This is a genomic window from Dyella marensis (assembly GCF_049532885.1).
In the GTDB taxonomy this organism is placed as follows: Bacteria; Pseudomonadota; Gammaproteobacteria; order Xanthomonadales; family Rhodanobacteraceae; genus Dyella_D; species Dyella_D marensis.
In genome coordinates, this window is the sequence record NZ_CP064029.1 from 5,056,862 (window position 1) to 5,078,184 (window position 21,323).

The 21,323-nt window shown below is 69.4% G+C and carries 21 protein-coding genes; 9 read left to right on the forward strand and 12 right to left on the reverse strand.

Annotation, left to right across the window (positions count from 1 at the left end; all coding sequences use genetic code 11):
- Positions 1-87: 87 nt before the first annotated feature.
- The 4 genes from ISN75_RS22175 to ISN75_RS22190 form a co-directional block, all read right to left on the reverse strand.
- Positions 88-783, reverse strand: a complete 696-nt coding sequence (locus tag ISN75_RS22175) for a YecA family protein (RefSeq protein WP_343818369.1) — start codon at positions 781-783, stop codon at positions 88-90.
- Positions 783-1,550, reverse strand: a complete 768-nt coding sequence (xth, locus tag ISN75_RS22180; RefSeq protein WP_167252907.1) for an exodeoxyribonuclease III — start codon at positions 1,548-1,550, stop codon at positions 783-785. Before xth ends, ISN75_RS22175 begins: the two co-directional genes overlap by 1 nt.
- A gap of 90 nt (positions 1,551-1,640) precedes the next feature.
- Positions 1,641-3,725, reverse strand: a complete 2,085-nt coding sequence (locus tag ISN75_RS22185; RefSeq protein WP_167252906.1) for a hypothetical protein — start codon at positions 3,723-3,725, stop codon at positions 1,641-1,643.
- Between the two features lie 363 nt (positions 3,726-4,088).
- Entirely contained in the window at positions 4,089-6,191 is a 2,103-nt protein-coding gene (locus ISN75_RS22190) for a M3 family metallopeptidase (protein ID WP_343818372.1), read from the reverse strand.
- A 109-nt stretch (positions 6,192-6,300) separates the two neighbouring features.
- Here ISN75_RS22190 and ISN75_RS22195 point away from each other — a divergent pair, with 109 nt between their 5' ends.
- From ISN75_RS22195 to ISN75_RS22205, 3 genes are all read left to right on the forward strand, one after another.
- Entirely contained in the window at positions 6,301-8,019 is a 1,719-nt protein-coding gene (locus ISN75_RS22195) for a patatin-like phospholipase family protein (RefSeq protein ID WP_343818375.1), read from the forward strand.
- Between the two features lie 524 nt (positions 8,020-8,543).
- Complete coding sequence (locus ISN75_RS22200; protein ID WP_167252903.1) at positions 8,544-9,080, forward strand: gamma carbonic anhydrase family protein; 537 nt, start codon at positions 8,544-8,546, stop codon at positions 9,078-9,080.
- Positions 9,077-9,406, forward strand: a complete 330-nt coding sequence (locus tag ISN75_RS22205; RefSeq protein WP_343820443.1) for a low molecular weight protein tyrosine phosphatase family protein — start codon at positions 9,077-9,079, stop codon at positions 9,404-9,406. Before ISN75_RS22200 ends, ISN75_RS22205 begins: the two co-directional genes overlap by 4 nt.
- A 95-nt stretch (positions 9,407-9,501) precedes the next feature.
- On the opposite strand, the gene ISN75_RS22210 is transcribed toward ISN75_RS22205, so the two are convergent.
- The 6 genes from ISN75_RS22210 to aroE all read right to left on the reverse strand — a co-directional run bounded on the left by ISN75_RS22210 (position 9,502) and on the right by aroE (position 14,659).
- Complete coding sequence (locus ISN75_RS22210) at positions 9,502-10,056, reverse strand: hypothetical protein (RefSeq protein ID WP_343820442.1); 555 nt, start codon at positions 10,054-10,056, stop codon at positions 9,502-9,504.
- A gap of 119 nt (positions 10,057-10,175) precedes the next feature.
- The gene (locus tag ISN75_RS22215; RefSeq protein ID WP_343820440.1) at positions 10,176-10,481 is read right to left on the reverse strand and encodes a hypothetical protein; all 306 of its coding nucleotides are present in this window, start codon (positions 10,479-10,481) and stop codon (positions 10,176-10,178) included.
- Between the two features lie 60 nt (positions 10,482-10,541).
- Complete coding sequence (locus tag ISN75_RS22220) at positions 10,542-11,507, reverse strand: energy transducer TonB (RefSeq protein WP_343820439.1); 966 nt, start codon at positions 11,505-11,507, stop codon at positions 10,542-10,544.
- Positions 11,508-11,636: 129 nt separating this feature from the next.
- A complete protein-coding gene (locus tag ISN75_RS22225; protein ID WP_343820438.1) occupies positions 11,637-13,358 on the reverse strand; it encodes a peptide-N4-asparagine amidase in 1,722 nt (573 codons plus the stop codon).
- Between the two features lie 209 nt (positions 13,359-13,567).
- Positions 13,568-13,825: a YkgJ family cysteine cluster protein gene (locus ISN75_RS22230; RefSeq protein ID WP_168648809.1), complete on the reverse strand. Its 258-nt coding sequence runs from the start codon at positions 13,823-13,825 to the stop codon at positions 13,568-13,570.
- Between the two features lie 3 nt (positions 13,826-13,828).
- Positions 13,829-14,659 carry a shikimate dehydrogenase gene (gene aroE, locus ISN75_RS22235; RefSeq protein WP_343820436.1) on the reverse strand — a complete coding sequence of 277 codons (831 nt, stop codon included), beginning with the start codon at positions 14,657-14,659 and terminating at the stop codon, positions 13,829-13,831.
- Between the two features lie 324 nt (positions 14,660-14,983).
- Between aroE and ISN75_RS22240 the strand changes: the two genes are divergently transcribed.
- The gene (locus ISN75_RS22240) at positions 14,984-15,241 is read left to right on the forward strand and encodes a hypothetical protein (protein WP_343820435.1); all 258 of its coding nucleotides are present in this window, start codon (positions 14,984-14,986) and stop codon (positions 15,239-15,241) included.
- Between the two features lie 162 nt (positions 15,242-15,403).
- Here the strand turns inward: ISN75_RS22240 and ISN75_RS22245 are convergent, their stop codons facing one another.
- Positions 15,404-16,888 carry a RimK family protein gene (locus ISN75_RS22245; RefSeq protein ID WP_167252895.1) on the reverse strand — a complete coding sequence of 495 codons (1,485 nt, stop codon included), beginning with the start codon at positions 16,886-16,888 and terminating at the stop codon, positions 15,404-15,406.
- Between the two features lie 245 nt (positions 16,889-17,133).
- On the opposite strand from ISN75_RS22245, the gene ISN75_RS22250 reads away from it, so the two are divergent.
- Positions 17,134-17,607, forward strand: coding sequence for a GNAT family N-acetyltransferase (locus ISN75_RS22250; protein ID WP_167252894.1), 474 nt, complete (start codon positions 17,134-17,136; stop codon positions 17,605-17,607).
- Between the two features lie 15 nt (positions 17,608-17,622).
- Here the strand turns inward: ISN75_RS22250 and ISN75_RS22255 are convergent, their stop codons facing one another.
- Complete coding sequence (locus ISN75_RS22255) at positions 17,623-18,306, reverse strand: hypothetical protein (protein WP_167252893.1); 684 nt, start codon at positions 18,304-18,306, stop codon at positions 17,623-17,625.
- Positions 18,307-18,483: 177 nt separating this feature from the next.
- Between ISN75_RS22255 and lptM the strand changes: the two genes are divergently transcribed.
- The 4 genes from lptM to xerC all read left to right on the forward strand — a co-directional run bounded on the left by lptM (position 18,484) and on the right by xerC (position 21,182).
- Positions 18,484-18,687 carry an LPS translocon maturation chaperone LptM gene (gene lptM, locus ISN75_RS22260; RefSeq protein WP_343820433.1) on the forward strand — a complete coding sequence of 68 codons (204 nt, stop codon included), beginning with the start codon at positions 18,484-18,486 and terminating at the stop codon, positions 18,685-18,687.
- 8 nt (positions 18,688-18,695) lie between these two features.
- On the forward strand, positions 18,696-19,538 hold the full coding sequence (gene dapF, locus ISN75_RS22265) for a diaminopimelate epimerase (protein WP_343820431.1): 843 nt from the start codon (positions 18,696-18,698) through the stop codon (positions 19,536-19,538).
- A gap of 73 nt (positions 19,539-19,611) precedes the next feature.
- The gene (locus ISN75_RS22270; protein WP_167252890.1) at positions 19,612-20,292 is read left to right on the forward strand and encodes a DUF484 family protein; all 681 of its coding nucleotides are present in this window, start codon (positions 19,612-19,614) and stop codon (positions 20,290-20,292) included.
- A gap of 2 nt (positions 20,293-20,294) precedes the next feature.
- Positions 20,295-21,182: a tyrosine recombinase XerC gene (xerC, locus tag ISN75_RS22275; protein ID WP_168648813.1), complete on the forward strand. Its 888-nt coding sequence runs from the start codon at positions 20,295-20,297 to the stop codon at positions 21,180-21,182.
- Positions 21,183-21,323: the final 141 nt, after the last annotated feature.

A 21,323-nucleotide genomic window follows, 5' to 3' on the forward strand; every position in this document is an offset into this window, starting at 1 on the left:
GGGACTCCGTAAGGAATGCGCCACATGATGGTTGCGCGGCCGGCCCGGTCCAAGCCGCGCCGCGCGAACGGATTGTTTCCTACGGCGTCAATGCAGCCAGTGGCCGCTGCGGTGCCGCGGCGGCGCCTGGCCGCTGTCCTCGCCGCCGCCACCGGCGTTGGCGGGGGTGGCCTGGGCCATGGCTTCCATGTCGGCCTCGGTCACCGGGTGCTGCTGCCAGTAATGCTCCACCGCGGACAGCACGGCCGGCAGCTGGGCCAGGCACTCGTCGTATTCGTCGTCGCTGAGCTTTTCGAAATCGGTCTCGGCGCTGAGGATGCCTTCGTCGACCGCCAGCGCCATCACCGGCCCGAGCAGTTCCATCAGCGAAGGGTCGTCGGCCAGGCGCTTTTCCCACAGGCCGGCGCGCAGGTCGATGGCGCGGCTGAAGCCTTCGCACCAGCCCGCGGCGGACAGGGTGGGACCGGTTTCGGTGTCGACTTCGCCCAGGATCGGCTCGTAGGCGTCGACGTCCAGTTCGGCGGCGATGGAGTCGTTGAGCTTGGCCAGCAGCGCCAGCACGCGATTGCCTTCTTCCTCGTCGGCGAAGGGCTCGTGCAGCACTTCCGGCAGCCATTCTTCCGGCAGCACCTGCAGCGGGCCGACCGCCAGCGCGGAGAGCATGCCGTGCACGCCGTCGAGCAGCAGGTCGCCGTCGCCGGAATGGGCGCGGAGATAGCGGTCCAGTTCGTCGAGCTCGTCGTCCGTGAGCGAACTGGGCCAGTCGGTCTTGTTCGTATTCATCAGATATCCAGATCCAGCGTCACCGGCGTGTGGTCCGAAGGCCTTTCCCAGCGGCGCGGCGTGCGGTCGATGGCTGCCGCCTTCGCCGCTTGCTTCAGTGCGTCGCCGACCAGGATCAGATCGATGCGCAAACCCATGTTGCGCCGGAACGCTGCCTGGCGGTAGTCCCACCAGCTGAAGTGCCCGGCCTCCTGTTCGAACAGGCGGAAGCTGTCGTGCAGCCCAAGTTCGGTGATCGCCTTGAGCGCGGCGCGCTCCGGCGGCGAGCACAGCACGTCCTCGCCCCAGGCCACCGGGTCGTAGACGTCGCGGTCGTCCGGCGCGATGTTGAAATCGCCCAGCACCACCAGGTGCGGGTGGCGCTGGTGTTCCGCTTCCAGGAAATCGCGCACCTTGGCCAGCCAGTCGAGCTTGTAGGCGTATTTCTCGTCGCCCACCGCCTTGCCGTTGACCACGTACAGATCCACCACGCGCACGCCGCCGACGGTGGCGGCGAGGATGCGCCGCTGCGGGTCGTCCAGGCCGGGGATGTCGGTGACGACGTCGGTGGGTTCCTCGCGGGCCAGGATGGCCACGCCGTTATAGGTCTTCTGCCCGGAGTACACGGCGCGGTAGCCGGCGGCGGCCAGCTCGTCGACCGGGAACCTGGCGTCCTCCAGCTTGGTTTCCTGCAGCGCGATGACGTCGGGCTTGGCCTCGGCCGCCCACTCGGTGAGCTGCGGCAGGCGGACCTTGAGCGAGTTGACGTTCCAGGAGGCGATTTTCATGCCCGGCATTGTAGGGGGATGCCGCCGCTTCGGCACTCCGCCGGACGCAGGGGAGGCCGGTCCGTGACCGGCCTCCCGCTGTGCTCCTGCTTACAGGTGGCTGAGCACGAAGGCCCGCGCATCCCAGCCGTCGTAGTTGGACAGGCGGCCCCACCCGTTGGTCGCCATCGCATAGACCGACAGGTTCTCGGTGAATCCCGCCACCGTGCAGCCGCCCGTGCAGCCCGGCGCGGGATTGGTCGTCATCAGGTAGCCGACCGAGCGCGTCTCGCTGAAGCTGCCGCCACCCACCGCACCGCTGTCGGACAGCACGTCGCGCGCGCCGCGCCGGACCAGGAAGCCGTAGGTGGCGAAGCCGTGCGGATGGCTGGCCTGCCACGGCATCGTCACGTTGTCGCCGTCGCTGTGGTAGCCCAGCACGCCGCAGCAATCGTCCGCGCCGGTGCCGCCGACCATCGGCGCGCCGATATGCGCCGAGCAGGGCTCATTGTTCACGTGCAGGGTGAGCACCATCGCACTGCCTTGCACCAGGCCGGCACCCAGGCCCAGCTGCGGATCGCTGGCCTTGATGGTGTGGATGTTGCCGCTGCCATCGACATAGGTGGGCACGTAGTAATCGATGCCCAGCGCGCCGATGTTCACCGGCAGGCCGGCCGCATCGAACAGTTCCAGCCGCAGCTGCACCAGGCCGTCCAGGATCGGCGCACCGCCGAGCGCGGTAGTGGTGTCGAACTTGCCGTTGGCGGTGTCTTCGACCGCGTCGGCCACGCTCCATTGGCCGGCCGGCGGCACCGCGGGCGGGATCTCGAACAGATTGCCTTCGCTGCCGGCCACCTGCGGGCCGAGCGGGTACGCCGTCAGCACCAGGTCGGTGCCGATCATCTGCGCATAGTGGCGGCTGATCGCGGCATTGAGCGGCTTGTACTGGCTGTCCGGCTCGCCGTCGCGCTTCCACGACAGGCGGTAGAACTTCACACCCAGGCTGTCGCGCAACGCGTTGTCGAAATCCAGCCGCGGCATCAGCACGCCGCCCCACGGCGCACCGCCGCCGGTGAGGCCGAGATTGCCGGCATTGCTGCTGCCGGCCAGGGTCTGCGCACTGCCGCGGATATCGTCCAGCGAATGATTGCCGATGGCGGTGAACAGCACCCAATTGTTGCCGGCGATCACCGGCGCGCACGGGCGGCAGGTCATGGCCAGCGGGTTGGTCACGTGCAAGGTGACTTCGGTGCCGCACTGGTAGTCCCACCAGGTATGGCAGGCGACCGGCGTCGGCGCGTACAGCGTCACCTCGAAGAAGCCGAACAGTCGCTGCTTCACCTTGAAGTACAGGTCCGGCTGGTCCGGATTGCGGAAACCCTTGAAGATAAAGCGCGCGAAATGCCCGCACTCGTCGGTGGCGGCGGTGCCGACCAGCTGCATGGTGACGAAGCGCGGATACAGCCAGCACAGGATCGGCCGGATCAGCTGCGCATGCTCCACCAGCGATTGCTGGAACATCTGCGCGCTGCCGCTCATCGCGGCGAAGCGCAGCTTCTGGTTGCCGGCGGCGGCGTGCAGCGCCTGCAGCGAGGCTTCGTCCACCTGGTGCGCGTTGATCTCCTCCACCGGGCCGGGTCCCGGCAGCGGACGCGGCGGCTGCCGGCCGGCGAGGATCTCGCGCAGATGATCGATCACATACGGCGGCAGCTTCGGCAGCACGATCCACAGCGGATCGACCTCGTAGATCTCCACCGTGGCGTGGCATACCGGGAAATCCACCGACACGCCGTCGCGCACCACGCGCTTGAGCACCGTGCCCTTGACCAGGCACAGCCCCAGCAGCCAGTAGCGCCAGACATCCGGGAACACCGGAATGCGCAGATCCGGCGCGGTGTCGCCGGGGCGCAGCGTGATGTGGCGCTCGATCGCGCCGCGGCGCAGCAGCTCTTCGAGCGCGGGCGGCTGTTTCTCTTCGGGCGCAGGTCCCAGCACCACGCGCACGGCGGAGGCCTCGCGCGCTACGGGCAGTTCAAGCTTGGTCTCGCCCTTCTCACCCAAGGCCGCGTAGGAGAGCAGGCGGCCGCCATCGCTATAGGCGTAGGCGGCGACGGCGGGACGCTGGTCGGTGCTTTCCGCCTTGAGGAACTCGGCGGCGACGCGAAGCGTGATGAATGCATTGTCTGATTTGGCCATGACAGTAAGGCTCCGAATGGGCGGTAACAGGCGCACGCAGGCGCCGATGGCTGATCGCAGGACGATTCGTAGGACGATCAGGGCCGCTATTCGTAGCCGCGCGCAGCGCGCGGAACCATTCGGCAAAGAGAGCTAAATCCAAGCGCTTAGCAGGCTTAGCGCCAAGGCCGTAGGGGAAGGCCCACACATTGCATGCAGGCGCGACCGCGCGGATGAATGCGCCGCGATGAAAAAACATCGACTGGCGCACACGCACACCGCCGTCCCGTGGCGGTGCGCCGCCAGACCCATGCCATTCGATGTAAGGGATCGCTGATGCCGCGCCGAACGTCCCGCGGCGAACCGCGGGACGTTCACATGCGCTCAGCTCAGCCCGTGGCTGCGCAGCAGCGCATCGGGTTCGGGCTTGCGGCCGCGGAAGGCGACGAAACTGTCCAGCGCCGGGCGGCTGGCGCCCACGGCCAGCACCTCGCGGCGGAAGCGCTCGCCGGTGTCGCGGTCGATCACGCTGCCGCCTGCCTGCGCGGCATCCTCGAACGCGCCGAACGCATCGGCGCTGAGCAGCTCCGCCCACAGATAGCTGTAGTAACCGGCGGCATAACCGCCGGCGAAGATATGCGTGAAGCTGTTGGGGAAGCGCTGCCAGATCGGCGGGTGCAGCACCGCCACCTCGCGCCGCACTTCCTCCAGCACGGCAAGCGGACGCGCACCCTGCGCCGGTTCGTATTCCAGGTGCAGGCGGAAATCGAACATGGCGAATTCCAGCTGGCGCACCAGGAACAGGCCGGCATGGAAATGCCGCGCGGCCAGCATGCGCTGGAACAGTTCTTCCGGCAGCGGCTCGCCGGTCTGCCAGTGGCGCGCGAACAGGTCCAGCGCCTGGCGGTTCCAGCCGAAGTTCTCCATGAACTGGCTGGGCAGTTCCACCGCATCCCATTCCACGCCGTCGATGCCGCCGATCGAAGGCAGCGCGATCTCGGTCAGCAGGTGATGCAGGCCATGGCCGAATTCGTGGAACAGGGTGAGCACGTCGTCGTGGGTGAGCAGGGCCGGGCGGCCCTCGGTCGGCGGCGCGAAGTTGCAGGTGAGGAAGGCCACCGGCAGCTGCTCCTGTGCGCCGTCGCTGAAGCGCGAGCGGCACACGTCCATCCAGGCGCCGCCGCGCTTGCCGGAACGCGCGTAGAGGTCGACATACGCACCGGCGAACACGCGGCCGCCGGCATCGCGCACGTCGTAATAGCGCACGTCCGGATGCCACACGTCGATGCCGTCGCGCGGCGCCAGCGTCACGCCGTACAGGCGCTGCACCAGGCCGAACAGCCCGTCGATCACCGCCGGCAGCGGGAAGTAGGGCTTGAGCTGCTGTTCGTCGAGGTCGTAGCTGCGCTGGCGCAGCTTCTCCGATGCGTAGGCGACGTCCCAGGATTCGAGGTTGTCCAGCTTCAGTTCCTTCGCGGCGAACTCGCGCAGTTCCGCCAGCTCCTGGCGCGCCACCGGACGGGCGCGCTGGGCCAGGTCGTGCAGGAACTCCATCACCTCGGTGGGCGAGGCCGCCATCTTCGTGGCCAGCGATTCCTCCGCCGCATTGGCGAAGCCCAGCAGCTGCGCCGCCTCGTGGCGCAGCGCCACGATGCGCTCGATCCGCGGGCCGTTGTCGAACTTGCCGGCGTGCGGACCCTGGTCCGAAGCGCGCGTCTGGTACGCCCAGTACACGCGCTCGCGCAGGCCGCGGTTGTCGGCGTAGGTCAGCACCGCCTGCACGCTGGGCTGCTTGAGCGTCACCAGATAACCGTCCAGGTTCTGCTCGCGCGCGTACTGGCGCAGCACGGCGCGGCCGGATTCGGGAATGCCGGCGAGGTCGCGCTCGTCGGTGATGTGCTGGTGCCAGGCGTCGGTGGCGTCGAGCACCGCGTTGGAGAACTCGGTGGACAGCTTGCTCAGCTCCACGCCGATCTCGCGGTAGCGCGTGCGCTCCGGTTCTTCCAGCGCCACCCCGGAGAGGCGGAAATCGCGCAACGCATGCTCGACCAGGGTGCGCTCCGGCTGTGCCAGCGCGGCGAACTCCGGCGCGTCGGCCAGTGCCTGCACGGCCTGGTACAGCGCGCGGTTCTGGCCCAGCTCGATGCCGTGCTCGGTGAGTTTTTCCTCGGCCGGACCATAGGCCTCGCGCAGCGCTTCACTGTCGGCCACCGAATGCAGATGCCCCACCGGCGCCCAGGCGCGCGACACGCGCTGCTCCAGGCGTTCCTGCGCCAGCATCAGGCCGGCGAAATCGCGCGGGCCGCCGGCGGCGGTGAGCTGGTCGATGGCGTCGCGGTAGTCGGCCAGCAGTACATCGATGGCGGGGCCGACGTGCTGCGGCCTGATGCGCGAGAAGGCCGGCAGTTCGCCGCCGTCCAGCAGCGGGTTGTCATGCGCCGGAGCGGCGTGCGCCTGGGTGTCCCGGGCGGTGTTTTCGTGAGCCATGCGTCTCTCCTTGGGAGCGCCAGCGTGGCGACGGGCCTGGGCGAAATCAAGGCCGGACGGGGGCGCGCTTACGCCGGGGTGTCATATAGCGCGCCCTACCATGGCCTTTATGCGTCAAACGGATTTCAGCGACCTGTTGCGTCAAAGCGACGTGTTCGGCCACCTCGGCGACGAGGCCCTGGCCGACCTCGCCGACGGCCTGGTCTGGTTCAGCCTTCCCGGCGGCCGGCCGCTGTTCAAGGCGGGCGAGGCGGCCGATGCCATGTACCTGCTGGTCAGCGGCAGCCTGGGCCTGTTCGACGAGGACGAGCCGGCACGCCTGGTGCATCTGGTCTCGGCCGGCGACAGCGTGGGCGAGATCGGCCTGGTCAGCGGCGACGCCCGCCAGCTCACCGTGCGCGCCCTGCGCGACTGCGAACTGCTGCGGCTGGACCGCACGGCTTTCGAAGCACTGGCAGGACGCCATCCGCAGGCCATGCTCGGCATCGCCCGCGTGGCGGTGGCGCGCCTGCAGCGGCGCCTGCGCAAGGAGGAAAGCCCCGGCGTGGCGCGCACCTTCGCCCTGCTGCCGCCGGATGCCGAGGTGCCGGCGCGCACCCTGGCCATGCAGCTGGCGATGGCCCTGGAGGCGTATGGCAGCTGCATCGTGATCGACGGCGAGCAGGGCGCCGGCCGCGGCAGCGACTGGTTCGCCGCGCGCGAGGCGCAGGCCCGCTTCGTCATTTACCTGGACACCCAGGGCGATCCGCTGTGGCGCCAGCGCTGCCTGCGCCAGGCCGACGTGCTGCTGCTGCCGGCCCAGGCCGCGCGGCCGGCGCGGCCGTGGCCGGAAGCGGCGATCCTCGATCCCTCGCGCCTCGGGCACCGCCCGCGCCATCTGATCCTGCTGCAGGCCGGCCGCCAGCCCAGCCTGGGCGCGGCGCAGCGCTGGCGCGCACCGTTCGGCGGCGAACTGCAGCACCACCACGTCGGCGGCCAGGTGGATATCGCACGGCTGGCGCGCCTGGTCAGCGGCAATGCGCGCGGCCTGGTGCTGGCCGGCGGAGGCGCGCGCGGCCTCGCGCATCTGGGCGCGCTGCGCGCGCTGAAGGAAGCCGGCCAGGAATTCGACTGCGTCGGCGGCACCAGCATCGGCGCCATCATCGGCGCCGGCGTCGCCGCCGGCTGGGGCCTGGAGGAAATGACCGAGGTCTACCGCCGCGCCTTCGTGCAAGGCCGCCCGCTCTCGGACTGGACCCTGCCCGTCGTCGCCCTGACCCGCGGCCGCCGCGCCGCCAGCATGCTGCGCCGCGCCTTCGGCGCCCTGGACATCGAAGACCTCAAGCTCCCGTTCTTCTGCGTGGCGACCTGCCTGTCCGGCGACGGCATGGTGGTGCAGCGAGCCGGCCCGCTATGGATGTGGCTACGCGCCTCCAGCGCCATCCCCGGCGTCCTGCCACCCGTACTGCACCGCGGCCGCGTCTACGTCGACGGCGCCCTGGTCGACAACCTCCCCACCGACGTCATGTCCACCGACGGCATCGCCCACATCACCGCCATCGACATCCGCGCCGACATCTCCCTCCTCACTACCGCCGAGGAATACAGCACCCCTCCGTGGTGGCGCTTGATGCTGCAGCGCCAAGCGATCCAGCGCCCAGGCCTGGTCTCCACACTGGTGCGCGCAGCGATGGTCAACAGCGAAGGCGCCAGCGAACACCGCCGCGGGTTAGCCGATGTATTGGTGACGCCGCCACTGGAGCATGTGAGCGTGCTCGATTGGGGCGATTGGGAGAGGGCGGTCGAAGCGGGTTATCGCGAGACGATGCGGGTGCTGGAAAATCCATAAGGCCAAGCTCACGCGCGGCCTTCGGTCAGTCACGTCGTGGCGAGCCCGGCCCCTCACCCCGCCCTCTCCCCGGAGGGGAGAGGGAGAAGTGGGGTGGTGTCGCATACAGGAACGAAGAGCAAAAGCTGGCCTCGATTCTTGAACATCCTCTCGGCCACGGCACGTTGAAGCAGCCGTTACGTAAACGCACTGATGTTTCGTGTAGACCCAGGTTAATCAAGTTACCGCAGCCGCCCACTGCTCCTTCTAGTCGCGTCGCGAGCCTTGGCTCTCAGGCCATTCTCTCTTTGGTTACTTTCTCTTTGGGCCAGCAAAGAGAAAGTGACTCGGGCGCCGGCAGGCGTCCGAAATGCCCGCTGCATAAGCGGCCAAGTCGCGACAACCACACCTAGTCGCTACTGGATGATTCGCTTCGCTCACCCCTTCGGGGCCGCCCTACGGGCGTTCTTCGCGCTACGCGCTCGTCCGGCCTACGCCGGGATGACGAGCTAGCGCTCAGTCCAACGCGCAAGGACAATGCGCACATGAGCAACCTCCGTACCTACCGGGGCATAGCCCCCACCCTCGGCGCCCGCGTCTACGTCGACCCCGCCGCCACCATCATCGGCGCAGTCGAACTGGCAGACGACACCTCCATCTGGCCCGGCGCCATCCTCCGCGGCGACGTCCACCACATCCGCATCGGCCCCCGCAGCAACATCCAGGACGGCAGCATCATCCACGTCACCCACGACGGCCCCTACTCCCCCGGCGGCTTCCCCACCCTGGTCGGCGAAGGCGTCACCATCGGCCACGCCGCCGTCATCCACGCCTGCACCATCGAGGACTACTGCCTCATCGGCATGCACGCCACCGTGCTCGACGGCGCCACCGTGAAGAAGTACGGCTTCGTCGCCGCCGGCGCCGTCATCCCGCCCGGCAAGGTGGTGGGCGAACGCGAACTGTGGGTCGGCAACCCCGCCAGGTGCGTGCGCCAGCTGAGCGACAAGCAGGTCGAGCAGCTGCATTACTCCGCCGACCACTACGTGCGCCTGAAAGACGAGTACCTCGCCGCCGGATGAGCAAGCTGCGCGTCCTGTTCCTGTGCAGCCGCAACCGGCTGCGCAGTCCCACCGCGGAACAGGTGTTCCGCGGCTGGCCCGGTATCGAAGTCGACTCCGCGGGGCTGGCCGCCGACGCCGAAACACCGGTATCGGCCGAACAGATCGACTGGGCCGAACTCATCGTGGTGATGGAGAACGCGCACCGGCGCCGGCTGCAGTCGCGCCATGCGCGGCAGCTCAAGGACAAGCGCGTGGTGGTGCTGGGCATTCCCGACGACTACGCCTTCATGCAGCCCGAACTGGTCGAGCTGCTGCTGCGCAAGACCGGTCCTCTGCTCAAGTAGGTTGGGGTGAGCCGAAGGCGAACCCCAACGTGGCGATGCGCTTGAAGCTGGCGATGTTGGGGTTCGCCTCTGGCTTACCCCAAGCTACGGCATGGCTACTGCGCCGGCGCGGAAGACGACGACGTCGCCTGCGACTGGATCACCGCCGCGCGCGCCTCGTCCTCGCGCACCTGGATCTGCCGCTGCGCATCGAGCTTGCCGCCGAGCAGCGCCAGTTTGTAGTTGGTGCCGTCGAATTCGCGCAGCAGGCTCAGCTCGCGCTGCGCCTCGTCGAGATGGTTGTCGTTGATGGCGCGCTCGACGTCGTCCGCGGCCGGCTCGAACAGCTCGTGCAGGCCCGCGGTTGCGGTGGCGTTGTCCGGCTCAAGCTGCAGCGCGCTGAGATAGAACTCGAACGCATTGGCGCCGGCCGGCGCGATCAGCCGCTTCTCGTCCACCGCGCTCCTGGCCAGGCCGAGCATGATGCCGACGCCGCTGTCCTGGCCGCCGCTGCTGGCCGCTTCGGCCGGTCCCTTGGCTTGAACGCCCGCACCATCCATGGCGGGCGTGCGCAGGAACGCATACGCGGCGATCGCCGCGGCCGCGAACAGCGCGATGGAAACCACAAGCAGGCCGCGTCGGGGAAACGCGGCAGGGAACGCACGGGACATGACAGCTGGCCGATGGGATGGAGCGCCCTACACGTGCATTTCACACGGCAGGACGGCGCGCCACGGTAGTCCCGGCAGATGTCAGCGATGTGACGTGCTTGGCAATCGCTTTGTGACGATCAGCGGAAGCCGCCGCCGGTGATGCGGCCGTCCTTGTCCAGCTCGGGAAAGTAGCGGCTGTTGTTGCTGCGCATTTCCATGGTGGTGACCATGTCCGGCGTGACCAGCTGCACGTCGGGGTAGCGCGCATGGAACTGCGCGGGCGTGGGATGCGTGGCGATGAAGGCGTCGAACGCCGCCGTGTCGGTGACGAAGCCGGCGACGGGTTTCGCCTCCGTCTTCGCGCCGTCATGCGTCGTGTCATGGCAGGCGCCGGTGGCGATCGCGGCGGCGAGCAGGAACAGGGCGGGCATGGCCTTGCGCATGGCGTGGTTCTCCTGGAAGCAGGCGGCGATTATGCGCCGCGTAGCGCTCTCTAATGGAGTTCACAAATGGAAATCGATGCGCTGGCGCACTTCCATCGGCACCGCGTTGCCGTCGCGCGTACCCGGGGTGAATTGCCAGCGTTCCACCGCGGTGAGCGCGGAACGGTCGAACACGTTGCGCGGCTCGGCGCCGATCACGCCGGCATGGCTGACCGAGCCGTCGGCTTCCACGGTGAAGCGCACGTCGACCCAGCCTTGCCGGCGCGTGCGGCGCGCGTCGTCCGGGTAATACGGTTCGACGCGACGCTTGAGCACCGGCGAGGTGCTGGCGGCAACAGCAGCCGGCGCCGGTGCGGCCGGATGCGGTGCCGGGTTTTCCGCCGGCGCGGCAGGTGTGGGATGCGCCACCGGCGGCGGTGCATTGTTCGCCACTACCGGCGCCGGCGCGGTGGTTACCGGCGCGGCGGCGGAACGCACCTGCGCCTTCTGCGCCGCGGCCTGCGCCAGCTGTTCCTCCTTGCGCCGGTGGTCTTCCGCCACCTGCGCCTGGGCCTGCAGCTTGGCGCGCAGGATGGTGAGCGTGTAGTTGGCCGGGTCCGCGCGGGTCAGCAGGTCGATCTCGCGCTGCGCTTCGGCCGCATTGCCTTCGCCGATGGTCTGCTCGGCCGCATTCGCGGCGAACGGGAACAGCTCGCGCAGCGCATCCTGCGCCACCGGATTGGCCGGCTCCTGCTTCAACACGCGCAGATACCACTCCACCGCGTTGTCGCCGGCCGGCGCCAGCAGGCGCTGCTGCGCCACCGAGGCGCGGGCGCGCTTGAGCAGGTCGGCCACGCCGCCGGGCGCGCCTTCGCGATGGATTTCGCCGGTGTCGGCGGCGGCGGTATCGGCCACGGTCGGCACGTCGCGGTTGGCGTGCAGCACCCAGGCGATCACGCCGCCGGCGCCGGCCAGCAGCACGACGAGAATCAGCAGGGCGTAGCGGGTCGCACCCGCGGTGCGGCGGGAAGAGTTGAGCTTTGACATGGCGGCTTCGGCGTGGGGAGACGCGGGGCGCGCCAGCTTAGGGAGGCGATATTGCGGAGATGTTGCCCGCAAAAAGCAAGCTGCAGATCAGGAGGCGCGCGCCGCCGGAGAGCGGCGCGCGCCGGTTCCTTACCAGAGCACCTGCAGGTTGCGGCTGTCGGGCGAGCCGTCCGGATGGGCGATCCACCACACCCGGTTCTGGCCGCCGGGGCAGCCGGTGCCGGAGGCATAGCTGGCGAGCGCGCCGGTATCGGTGGCGAGGTCCACGCGATAGCAGCTGCCGTAGCTGTCGCGGAAGCTGTAGCCCTGCGTGCTGTGCTGGCCGGTATGGCTGGTGAGCGCACCGCTGGCGTCGAAGTTGAGCGTGTCGCCAGTATCGATGGTGTTGCTCAAGTCAGCCGCATAGGTGGGGAAGCCCAGCCAGCGGCGTTCGGCGTGGCTGGTCAGGCCCTGGTGCACGGTGCTGGCCGCGCTGAGGCTGCCGTCGGCGGCCAGCACCTGGTTGTAGTCCACGCGCAGCGGATACGAAGCCTGCTGGCGCGACTCCACCGTGAGCAGCGGCCCGATCCGGCTGCGGCTGACGCTGTCCACGCTGGTCACCTGCGCGGAGATCTGGTGGAAGGTCGATGCGTTGATGACGAAGCTCTGCGTGTCGTCGAAGCCCACCGTCTGCGCCACCGTGCTCACCACGCGGCCGCTGGAGGTGGTGGTGTAGCCCTCGATCACGAACTGGCGCGAGAGCTTGGTGGTGATGTCGCCTGTCAGGTTGCCGCTGGCGTCGGTGACCAGGGTGTCGCCGATGGCAGGCGTCGGCGCCTGGCCCACCAGCGTGTTGCGCGTGACATGGCCGGTCACTTGCCTGGCATGCGGATCGCGATACACCAGCAGCGCCGCGGTGGCGGAGAAGTAACCGTGCGCACCGGCCACGTTGACCGCCACTTCGTGCGGCGTGCCGTCGCTGAGCTGGCCGGCGAACGGCGTGAGGTCCACGCGGTAGGGCATGAAGTTCAGCGTCTGCACGCCGGGCGTCGGGCGCCACATGTAAGGATCGATGCCGCCGGTGTAGATCCACGGATAGATCGGGGCCACGCCGGCCGGCTGGCCGTCGATGCTGACTTCGGCTTCGCGGAAATTGCCGCCGCCGCATTCTTCGGTTTCCGCGGCGTACTGGTCCGGCACGCAGGTGTACCAGAACTCATCGCCGCTCTGGCTTTGCGCGAACACGTCCAGGTAGGCGCGCACCACGTTGCGCGGCAGCGTGAGCGTCTTGGCGAGCTTGTCGGTCGGCGTATTGAGCGTGGTGGTATTGCCGATCGGGTCGGCGCCGAGCGGATACACCGCATCCGGCACCGGCGCGGCCGGCGCGATCAGCGAGGCGGGATAGAACAGGAGGCGCGCGCTGCCGTGGATCACGCCGGTGTAAGTGTCGTTGACGACGTTGCCGATCACCGCCTGGCCCTTGCCGGGGCTGCGCAGCAGAGCGTCGTAGTCGGTGAGGTCGCGCTCCACGTGCCAGCTCGGCGACACCGTGGCCGAGGGTTCCTGGGTGGTGCCGAAGTAGATGTTCACGCCGCCCAGCCACAGATTGGCGGTGCGGTCGAACTGGCGTCCGGCGGTGACCGAGAAATCCGCTTCCAGCACCACTTTCGACCACTTGCCTGCGCAGCCGGCCGGCGGCGCGTAGTCGTAGGGGCGCGCATTGAAATCGTTGAAGACGTCATCGTTGAACAACTGCACCACGCACGGCGTGCCCGGCGGACGCGGCACGGCCGGATCGGCCACCACCACGCCCTTCGCACCGATCGGCGGGTCTCCCGCCGCCGCGTGCGCCGCGGCCATGCTCCCGAACATGGCAAACAGTCCGACGGCGATCGCCGGACCGAGACGTACGGAACCCTTCGACGACATGATGCTCTCTCCCCGCATGATGTGGATCCCCCTGGTCGGCGAACGCTAGCACGCGAAGCTTCGCAGGAGCTTGCGGGAGTCGCTATTTGGACGTCTAAATGATTTTTTGAACGTCCAAGTGGCGCGCTTCCATCGAAGCTGTTCCATCGGCGTTACGCTGTGGCCGCTTCCGTCGCCGCCAGATAGCGCAAGGCATGCGCGCTGCCGCCGCCGCACATCGCCGCTTCTGGCCGCAGCCGCGAGCACACCGCCGGTCGTTCGGGCCGACCGAAGATGGCGCAGCGGTTGTCCCCGGTGAGCTGGATGCAGCGCACCCCGGCCGGCTTGCCCTGGGGCATGCCGGGGATCGGCGAGCTGATCGACGGCGCGATGCAACAGGCGCCGCAGCCGGGGCGGCAGGCCAGGCTCATGGCTCAGCCGTACTGGCGGCGCAGTTCGTCGTGCACCGGGTCGGTGTCGGGGCGCTTGCCGTGCCACAGCTCGAACGCATCGGCGGCGGTTTCCACCAGCATCCCCAGGCCGTCGAAGGCATGCAGCGCGTTGGCCGCGCGGGCCCAGGCGACGAAGTTGGCGGCGGCCTTGCCGTAGGAGAGGTCGTAGCAGGTGGCGCGGTTGCCGACGAAGCCGAACGGCAGGTCCAGCGGCTTGCCCAGCACGCCGGCCGAGGTGGCGTTGATGATCAGGTCGAAGCTGCCGATGTCGTCCAGGTCTTCCCAGTAGCGGGTATGCGCGCGCGCCGGCTCGCCGATGGCGTCGGCCAGTGCGTCGGCGGTTTCCGGCGTGCGGTTGACGATGGTCAGCGTGCGCACGCCGGCATCCAGCAGCGACCAGGCCACGCCGCGCGCGGCGCCGCCGGCGCCCAGCAGCAGGGCGTCGTGGCCGCGCAGGTCCATGCGGTGGCGCTCGGTGAGGTCGCGCACCAGGCCGGCGCCGTCGGTGTTGTGCGCGGCGATGCGCCCGTCCGGCAGCGGGGTGAGCACGTTGGCGGTGCCGGCGCGCATGGCCGCTTCGCTGCGCTCGTCGGCCAGCGCGAACGCGGCGGCCTTGTGCGGCAGGGTGACGTTGGCGCCGCGGCCGCCCTCGGCGAAGAAGCGCCGCGCGGCGGCGGCGAATTCGGCCGGCGCGGCATCGATGGTGCGGTACTCCAGCGCGATGCCGAACTGCCGCGCGAAGGCCTGGTGGATCTGCGGCGACAGGGAGTGGGCGATCGGGTGGCCGAAGACGGCGAACTGCGCTGCGCTCATCGAATGCTCCTTGGAAGAAATAGCGGCCGCCACGCGGGGCTGAATGGTCGACCGCAGCCGCACATTGTAAGCCCCTCTCCCGTCGGGAGAGGGGTTGGGGGTGAGGGTGCGGGTGGAGCGCAAGAGTGATGTGCTTCGCTCCGGCCGGACCCTCATCCGGCTGCCGCCACCTTCCTCGCTCCTCACAGCCGGGCACATCCCTGTGCCCTCCCCGCGTGCTCCCGGGGGGAGAAGGATTCGTCCTTGGGAGGTAATTGCAACGGTCGCAGGCTATGAGATGGGCCACGCGCAAACTCACTCCATCGACCACGACGGACCGCCGCCATGCGCACGCAGACCTCCGATGCCGCCCGCCACCACCGCCTCGCCGCCGGCGCCCTGCTGTGGCTGCTGGCCGGCGCCGTGCTGCTGCTGACCACCCTGGTGCCGGCGCGCACCGACCTGCTCGGCTGGACGCCGGCGTTCTGGCTGCTGGGTGCGCCGCTGGCCCTGCTGCTGGTGCTGGAACCGCGCCTGCCGCGCGACCTGCTCGCGCTGGTGCTGCGCCGCCGGCCGCGGGCGCGCCAGGCCGTGTGGCACTGATCGAAACGGCTTCCGCTTGGCAGTGGAGCTTTGGCGTACGGGATGTGCGCCTGAAGGGACGCGATGGCAGTCGCCAGGGTTGGCGGTGCACCTGTCGTCGCGGCGCAGGGAATGGCGCCTCGAGCCCCGGTGATCCAGGAAGGACACCGGGGCGGCCCGACCTCAGTCGGCGATGCCCAGCCGCTTGCGCTCCATGCGCCGCAGGAACTCCTGCATGATGCGCAGGTACAGGTCCTCGCCCAGGTACGCATCTTCGACGCCCGCATCGATCGACGGGTTGTCGTTCACCTCGATCACCACCGGCTTGCCGTCGACCTGCTTGAGGTCCACGCCGTAGAGGCCGTCGCCGATGCCCTGGGTGGCCTTCAGCGCGAGCTTGACCACGTCGCTGGGCGCGTCGCGCACGGGGATGGTCTCGAAGCCGCCGGACTTGTCCGTGCCCTTGGCGCCGTGGTTGTAGATCTGCCAGTGGCCGCGCGACATGTAGTACTTGCAGGCGTACAGCGCCTCGCGGTTGAGCACGCCGATACGCCAGTCGAATTCGGTGTAGAGGAATTCCTGCGCCAGCAGCAGCGAGCTGTGCTGGAACAGTTCGCCGGCGGCCTTTTCCAGCGCCCGCTCGTCCTCCACCTTCATCACGCCGCGCGAGAAGGAACCGTCCGGGATCTTCAGCACCAGCGGATAGCCCAGGCGCGCGGCGATCTCTTTCATGCCCTTGGCGTCTTCGCGGTACAGGATCTCGGTCTTGGGCACCGCCAGCTTGCGCGACACCATCAGGTCGTTGAGATAGATCTTGTTGGTGCAGCGAAGAATGGAGCTGGGGTCGTCCATCACCACCATGCCCTCGCGCTCGGCGCGGTGGGCGAAGCGGTAGGTGTGGTTGTCGCTGGCGGTGGTCTCGCGGATGAACAGGCCGTCGTACTCGGCCAGGCGCTGGTAGTCGTCCTTGCCGATCGGGTCGACCTCGATGCCCAGTTCCTTGCCGGCCTGGATGAAGGACTTCAGCGCCTTCTTGTTCGAAGGCGGCATCGACTCGTTCGGGTCCACCAGCATGGCGATGTCGTAGCGGTAGCGCTTGCGCGCGCGCGGCTTGCGCCACAGCTTCTTGGAGAAGCGGTCCAGCGCCTCGGCGAAGGCGTCTTCCTGGGCATCGTCCAGGCTGTGCAGGCCCACCGGCTTGATCGAGCTCACCTGCCACACGCGGTCGCGCTCGAACTCGATGCGCAGCAGCGGGCAGGGGAACAGTTCGAACACCTGGCGCGCCAGGTCCTGCAGCGCGGTGTAGGCGGTCTCGCCGAAGTACACCAGGATGCCGAAGTCGGTGGTGTCGCGCCCGCCGGCGGGCAGGAAGTGGGTGAGCTTCTGGTTGAGGTCTTCGATATCCAGGCCGTACAGCGAGCGGCGGCGCAGGTCGTTCACCGTGCGCACCGAGGGCATCACCTTGTGGCCGCGCGCCTCGCCCAGCAGCGACACGTAGTAGCCGGTGCCCAGGTACTTGTAGCTGCGGCAGAGGTTGATCACCTGCGTGCGTTCGTCGTCGGTGGAGACCGGCTCGCGCAGGTAGTCCATCGCCGTGACTACGTCGACGGACGGATAGTAGGAACTCCAGTCGGAGGCTTTCTCGACGACGATGACGAGCCGGGCCATGGCACCTTGGGCTTGGGCAGACGAGGGTGTCGTCTCGTCGATGGAACGGGGCGGCACGGAGCGCGCAGTTTCGCACAGGCCGGAGCGTGCACAAGGGAGTGGGATGACTCTCGTCTAAACGCCGCCGCGCCGGCCATGACGCACGGGCGATTGCGAGGCGACCGCCACGGGACTAGAGTGCCGCGCTTCGTTTCGTCCCTCCGCCCCTCGCCGCCGCGTTACCGCCGCACCGGAATCCACCGCCGATGACCCCCATGCCCGCGACCGCCGCCGTGCGTGTGCGACGTGCCGAGCTTTCCGACCTGGACGACCTGGTCGCGCTGGAGGAGCAGAGCTTCGCCGGCGACCGCCTGAGCCGTGCCCAGTACCGCCGCCACCTGGACAGCGAAAGCGCGCAGGTGCTGGTGGCCAGCGCCAATCACCGGCGTTTCCTCGGCACCGCGGTGGTGTTCTTCCGCAAGGGCAGCAAGGTGGCGCGGCTGTATTCCATCGCCACCCGGGCCGAGGCGCGCGGCAAGGGCGTGGGCTCGGCGCTGATCGAGGCGGCCGAGCTGGCGGCCCGGCGCAAGCGCCGGCATGCGCTGCGGCTGGAAGTGCGCACGGACAACCACGCGGCGATCCGCCTGTACGAGCGGCTGGGCTACGCACGCATCGGCCATTACGCGAGTTATTACGAAGACGGCGCCGATGCGTGGCGCTACGAGAAAGCGCTCGGCTGAAGCCGCGGCGGCGGCTCAGCCGCCGAACGGCTGGCCGAGCCGGCGCTCCGTCGCCTCGTCCGGCCGCGCCACCAGCGCGCCGGTGCGCATCAGGCTCACGCTGTAATGCCCTTCGTCGACCAGCGGCAGGAAGGCGCCGCTGCCGAACACGGTGTCCACGCCCGGCAGCCAGTGCGGCAGGTCGAAGGCGCCGGCCTGGTCGAAGCCGATCACCGTGCGCGGCGCCTGCGCTTCCTGCTGCGCGTCGTCGTAGCGGCCGCTGAGGCGGTCCAGCCGGTACAGCGGCGGCAGGCCGGCCAGCAGGGCCGGCGTCTTCCACTTCAACACCACCGCTTCCACGCGCCACGCATCGCCGGCCAGCTGCACCTGGCGCGTGCTGCCGTCGGGCCAGCGCAGGGTGAGCGCCCAGCGCTGCGGCGACAGGATGCGCGCGTCGATATCCACCACCGGCGCTTCCTCGGACAGCAGGCGATAGCCGCGCAGGCTCCAGCCCATGCCGGCCAGCAGCAGGGTGAGCGCGAAACCGGCCAGCAGCAGCAGGCTGCGCAGCGCGGCGGCGGCGCGCTGGCGCGCCTGCAGGCGTGCGCGCAAGGCGATCAGCTGGGCCAGGGCGAACAGCAGGGCGATCGCGGCAAGCGCCAGCAGGATCGTGCTGGGCAGGCGCAGCAGCGTGGTCCAGTCCTGCGTGTTCCAGTCCATCGTCGTTCGGATCTCTCGGTGCCGCGGTGCGGCCGGTGCGCGCATGATAGCGAGTCGCGCCGGCCGCTCCGTGCGGCGGCGTGCGCGGTGCGTCATGGAATGCGGACGCGGACGGTTCATGCAGCCCGGCGGCTGCGCCTCGCTATACTGCCGCGGACTCCGTAGGAACCCACCCCCATGCGCCGATCCATCCTGCTGCTTCCGCTGCTCTGCGTCGCCGCCGCCGCGCTTTCGGGCTGCGGCAACAAGGGCCCGCTGTACATGCCGCCGCCGAAGCCGGCGCCCGCACCGGCCAATACCGTGCCGCCGCAGCCCACGCAGACGCCCACCACCATGCCGCCGGCCCCGGCCGCCACCGCGGCGCAGCCGGCTTCGCACTGAGGCAAGCGATGACGCTGCGCTTTTCCAAGATGCACGGCATCGGCAACGACTTCGCCATGGTCGATGCCCGCGCGTCAGGCTTTGCGCTGGACGCCGAAGAAATCCGCGCCATGGCCGACCGCCATGGCGGCGTGGGCTTCGACCAGCTGATCAGCATCGAGGCGCCGCGCGATCCGTCCTGCCGCTTCTATTACGGCATCTGGAACGCCGATGGCACGCCCTCGGGCCAGTGCGGCAACGGCGTGCGCTGCGTGGCCGCCTGGCTGCACCGCGCGGGCGAGTTGCCGCTGGGCGAGACGGTGCGGCTGGAAAGCCCGTCCGGTCCGGTCGCGGTGCGCCTGCTGGCGGCGGACCGCGTCACGGTGGACATGGGCGAGCCGGCCTTCGCACCGGCGCAGATTCCCTTCGATGCCGCCGCACCGTCCGAACGCTACACGCTGGACACCGACGGCCACACGCTGGAGATCGGCGCCGTGTCGATGGGCAATCCGCACGCGGTGGTGGCGGTGGACGACCTGGGCGCGCCCGAGCTGTACCGCCTGGGTCCAGCGCTCACCGCGCATCCGCGTTTCAAGCAAGGCGTCAACGCCGGCTTCGTGCGCATCGTGGACCGCGCCCATCTGCGCCTGCGCGTGCACGAGCGCGGCAGCGGCTGGACGCGCGCCTGCGGCACCGGCGCCTGCGCCGCGATGGCGGTGCTGCGCCAGCGCGGCGAAGTGGACGACAGCGTGCAGGTGGACCTGCCCGGCGGCCGCCTGCAGATCGATTGGCAAGGGCCCGGCCACACCTTGTGGATGACCGGGCCGGCCGCCTTCGCGTTCGAAGGCGAATGGCTGGGCGGGGCGCATTGAAGCGCCGCCCGGGGCAGCACACACTCCGGACCGGGCAGCGAACCGGCCGCACCGGTTGACGAGGTACCCGCGCATGACCGACACCGCTCTGGACGACACCCTCACGGCCAACGAGGTGGCGGCCTATCTGCGCCGCCATCCGGGCTTCCTCAATGAATTCCCCGAACTGGCCGGGCAGCTGGAACTGCCGCGCGAGCAGGGCCAGGTCGCCTCGCTGGCGGCCTACCAGACGCAGAACCTGCGCGAGAAGAATGCCGAGCTGGAACGCCGGCTGGCGGAGCTGACCCGCATCGCGGCCGAGAACGAGCGGCTGATGCAGCGCATCCACGAGCTCAACGTCGCCGTGCTGCGCGCCGGCACGCCGGCCGTGGCCGCGCGCAGCGTGATCGCGCGGCTGGCCGAGGATTTCCAGACCGACCAGGTGCGCCTGCTGGTGTACGACCTGGAGCTGCCGCCGGCGGACTGGCTGGTGCGCGCGCCCGGCGGCCCGAAGGCGCTGCCGGAATTCGCCGAGTTCTTCGCCCATCACGAACCGGTCGCCGGCCGCCTTTCCGCCGAACGCCTGTACCGCCTGTTCGGCGACGAAGCGCCGCAGATCCACTCGTCCGCGCTGATGCCGCTGGACGGCCTGGGCATGCTGGCGATCGGCAGCCGCGATCAGGACCGCTTCCAACCCGGCATGGGCACGGTGTTCCTGAAGATGATCGCCGCCACCGTGACCGCCGCCCTGCAACGCTCGCGGGACGGCGCCTGAGCATGGACCCGCGCGGCCAGGTCGAGGCCTGGCTCGCCCGCCTCGCCGGCGAGCGCAAGGCCTCGCCGCATACGGTGGATGGCTACCGGCGGGATCTCGACAAGCTGCTGCGCTGGATGGAAGCCCAGCAGATCGATGCGTTCTCGCGCCTGGATGCGCACCGCATGCGCGGCTTCGTCGCCGCCGAGCATCGCGCCGGCCTTGCGCCGAAGAGCCTGCAGCGCCTGTTGTCGTCCTGCCGCAGCCTGTTCCGCCAGCTGCGGCGCGAGGGCCTGCTCGACAACGATCCGGTGGCCGGCGTGCGCGGCCCGAAGGTGCACCGCAAGCTGCCGCAGGTGCTGGACGTGGACGAAGCCACCACGCTGGTGGAATCGGGCGGCGACGGCGCGCTGGGCGTGCGCGATCGCGCGATGCTGGAACTGTTCTATTCCTCGGGCCTGCGCCTTTCCGAACTGGTCGGGCTGCGCTGGCTGGACCTGGACCTGGAAGCCGGCGAGGTGCGCGTGCTCGGCAAGGGCAGCAAGACGCGCATCGTGCCGGTGGGTCGGCATGCGGTGACGGCCTTGCGTGCATTGGGCGAGACCGGGCAGAAGACGCCGGAATCCCCGGTGTTCCGCGGCCGCGGCGGTGCGCCGATCAGTCCGCGCACGGTGCAGGCGCGCCTGAAGCAGCTGGCGCTTGCGCAAGGTTTCGCCAAGCGCGTGCACCCGCATCTGCTGCGCCATACCTTCGCCAGCCACATGCTGGAATCCTCCGGCGACCTGCGCGCCGTGCAGGAACTGCTCGGCCACGCCGACATCGCCACCACGCAGATCTACACCCACCTGGATTTCCAGCACCTGGCCAAGGTGTACGACGCGGCGCATCCACGGGCGAAGCGCAAAGGGTAGGTTGGGGTGAGCCGCGGGCGAACCCCGACGTCGCGGCCTTCAGCCATTCCGCATTGTTGGGGTTCGCCTGTGGCTCACCCCAACCTACGACGCGGCGCTGGAGCCAAAAAAAAGACCACCGGCCAGCGGTGGTCAAAGGGG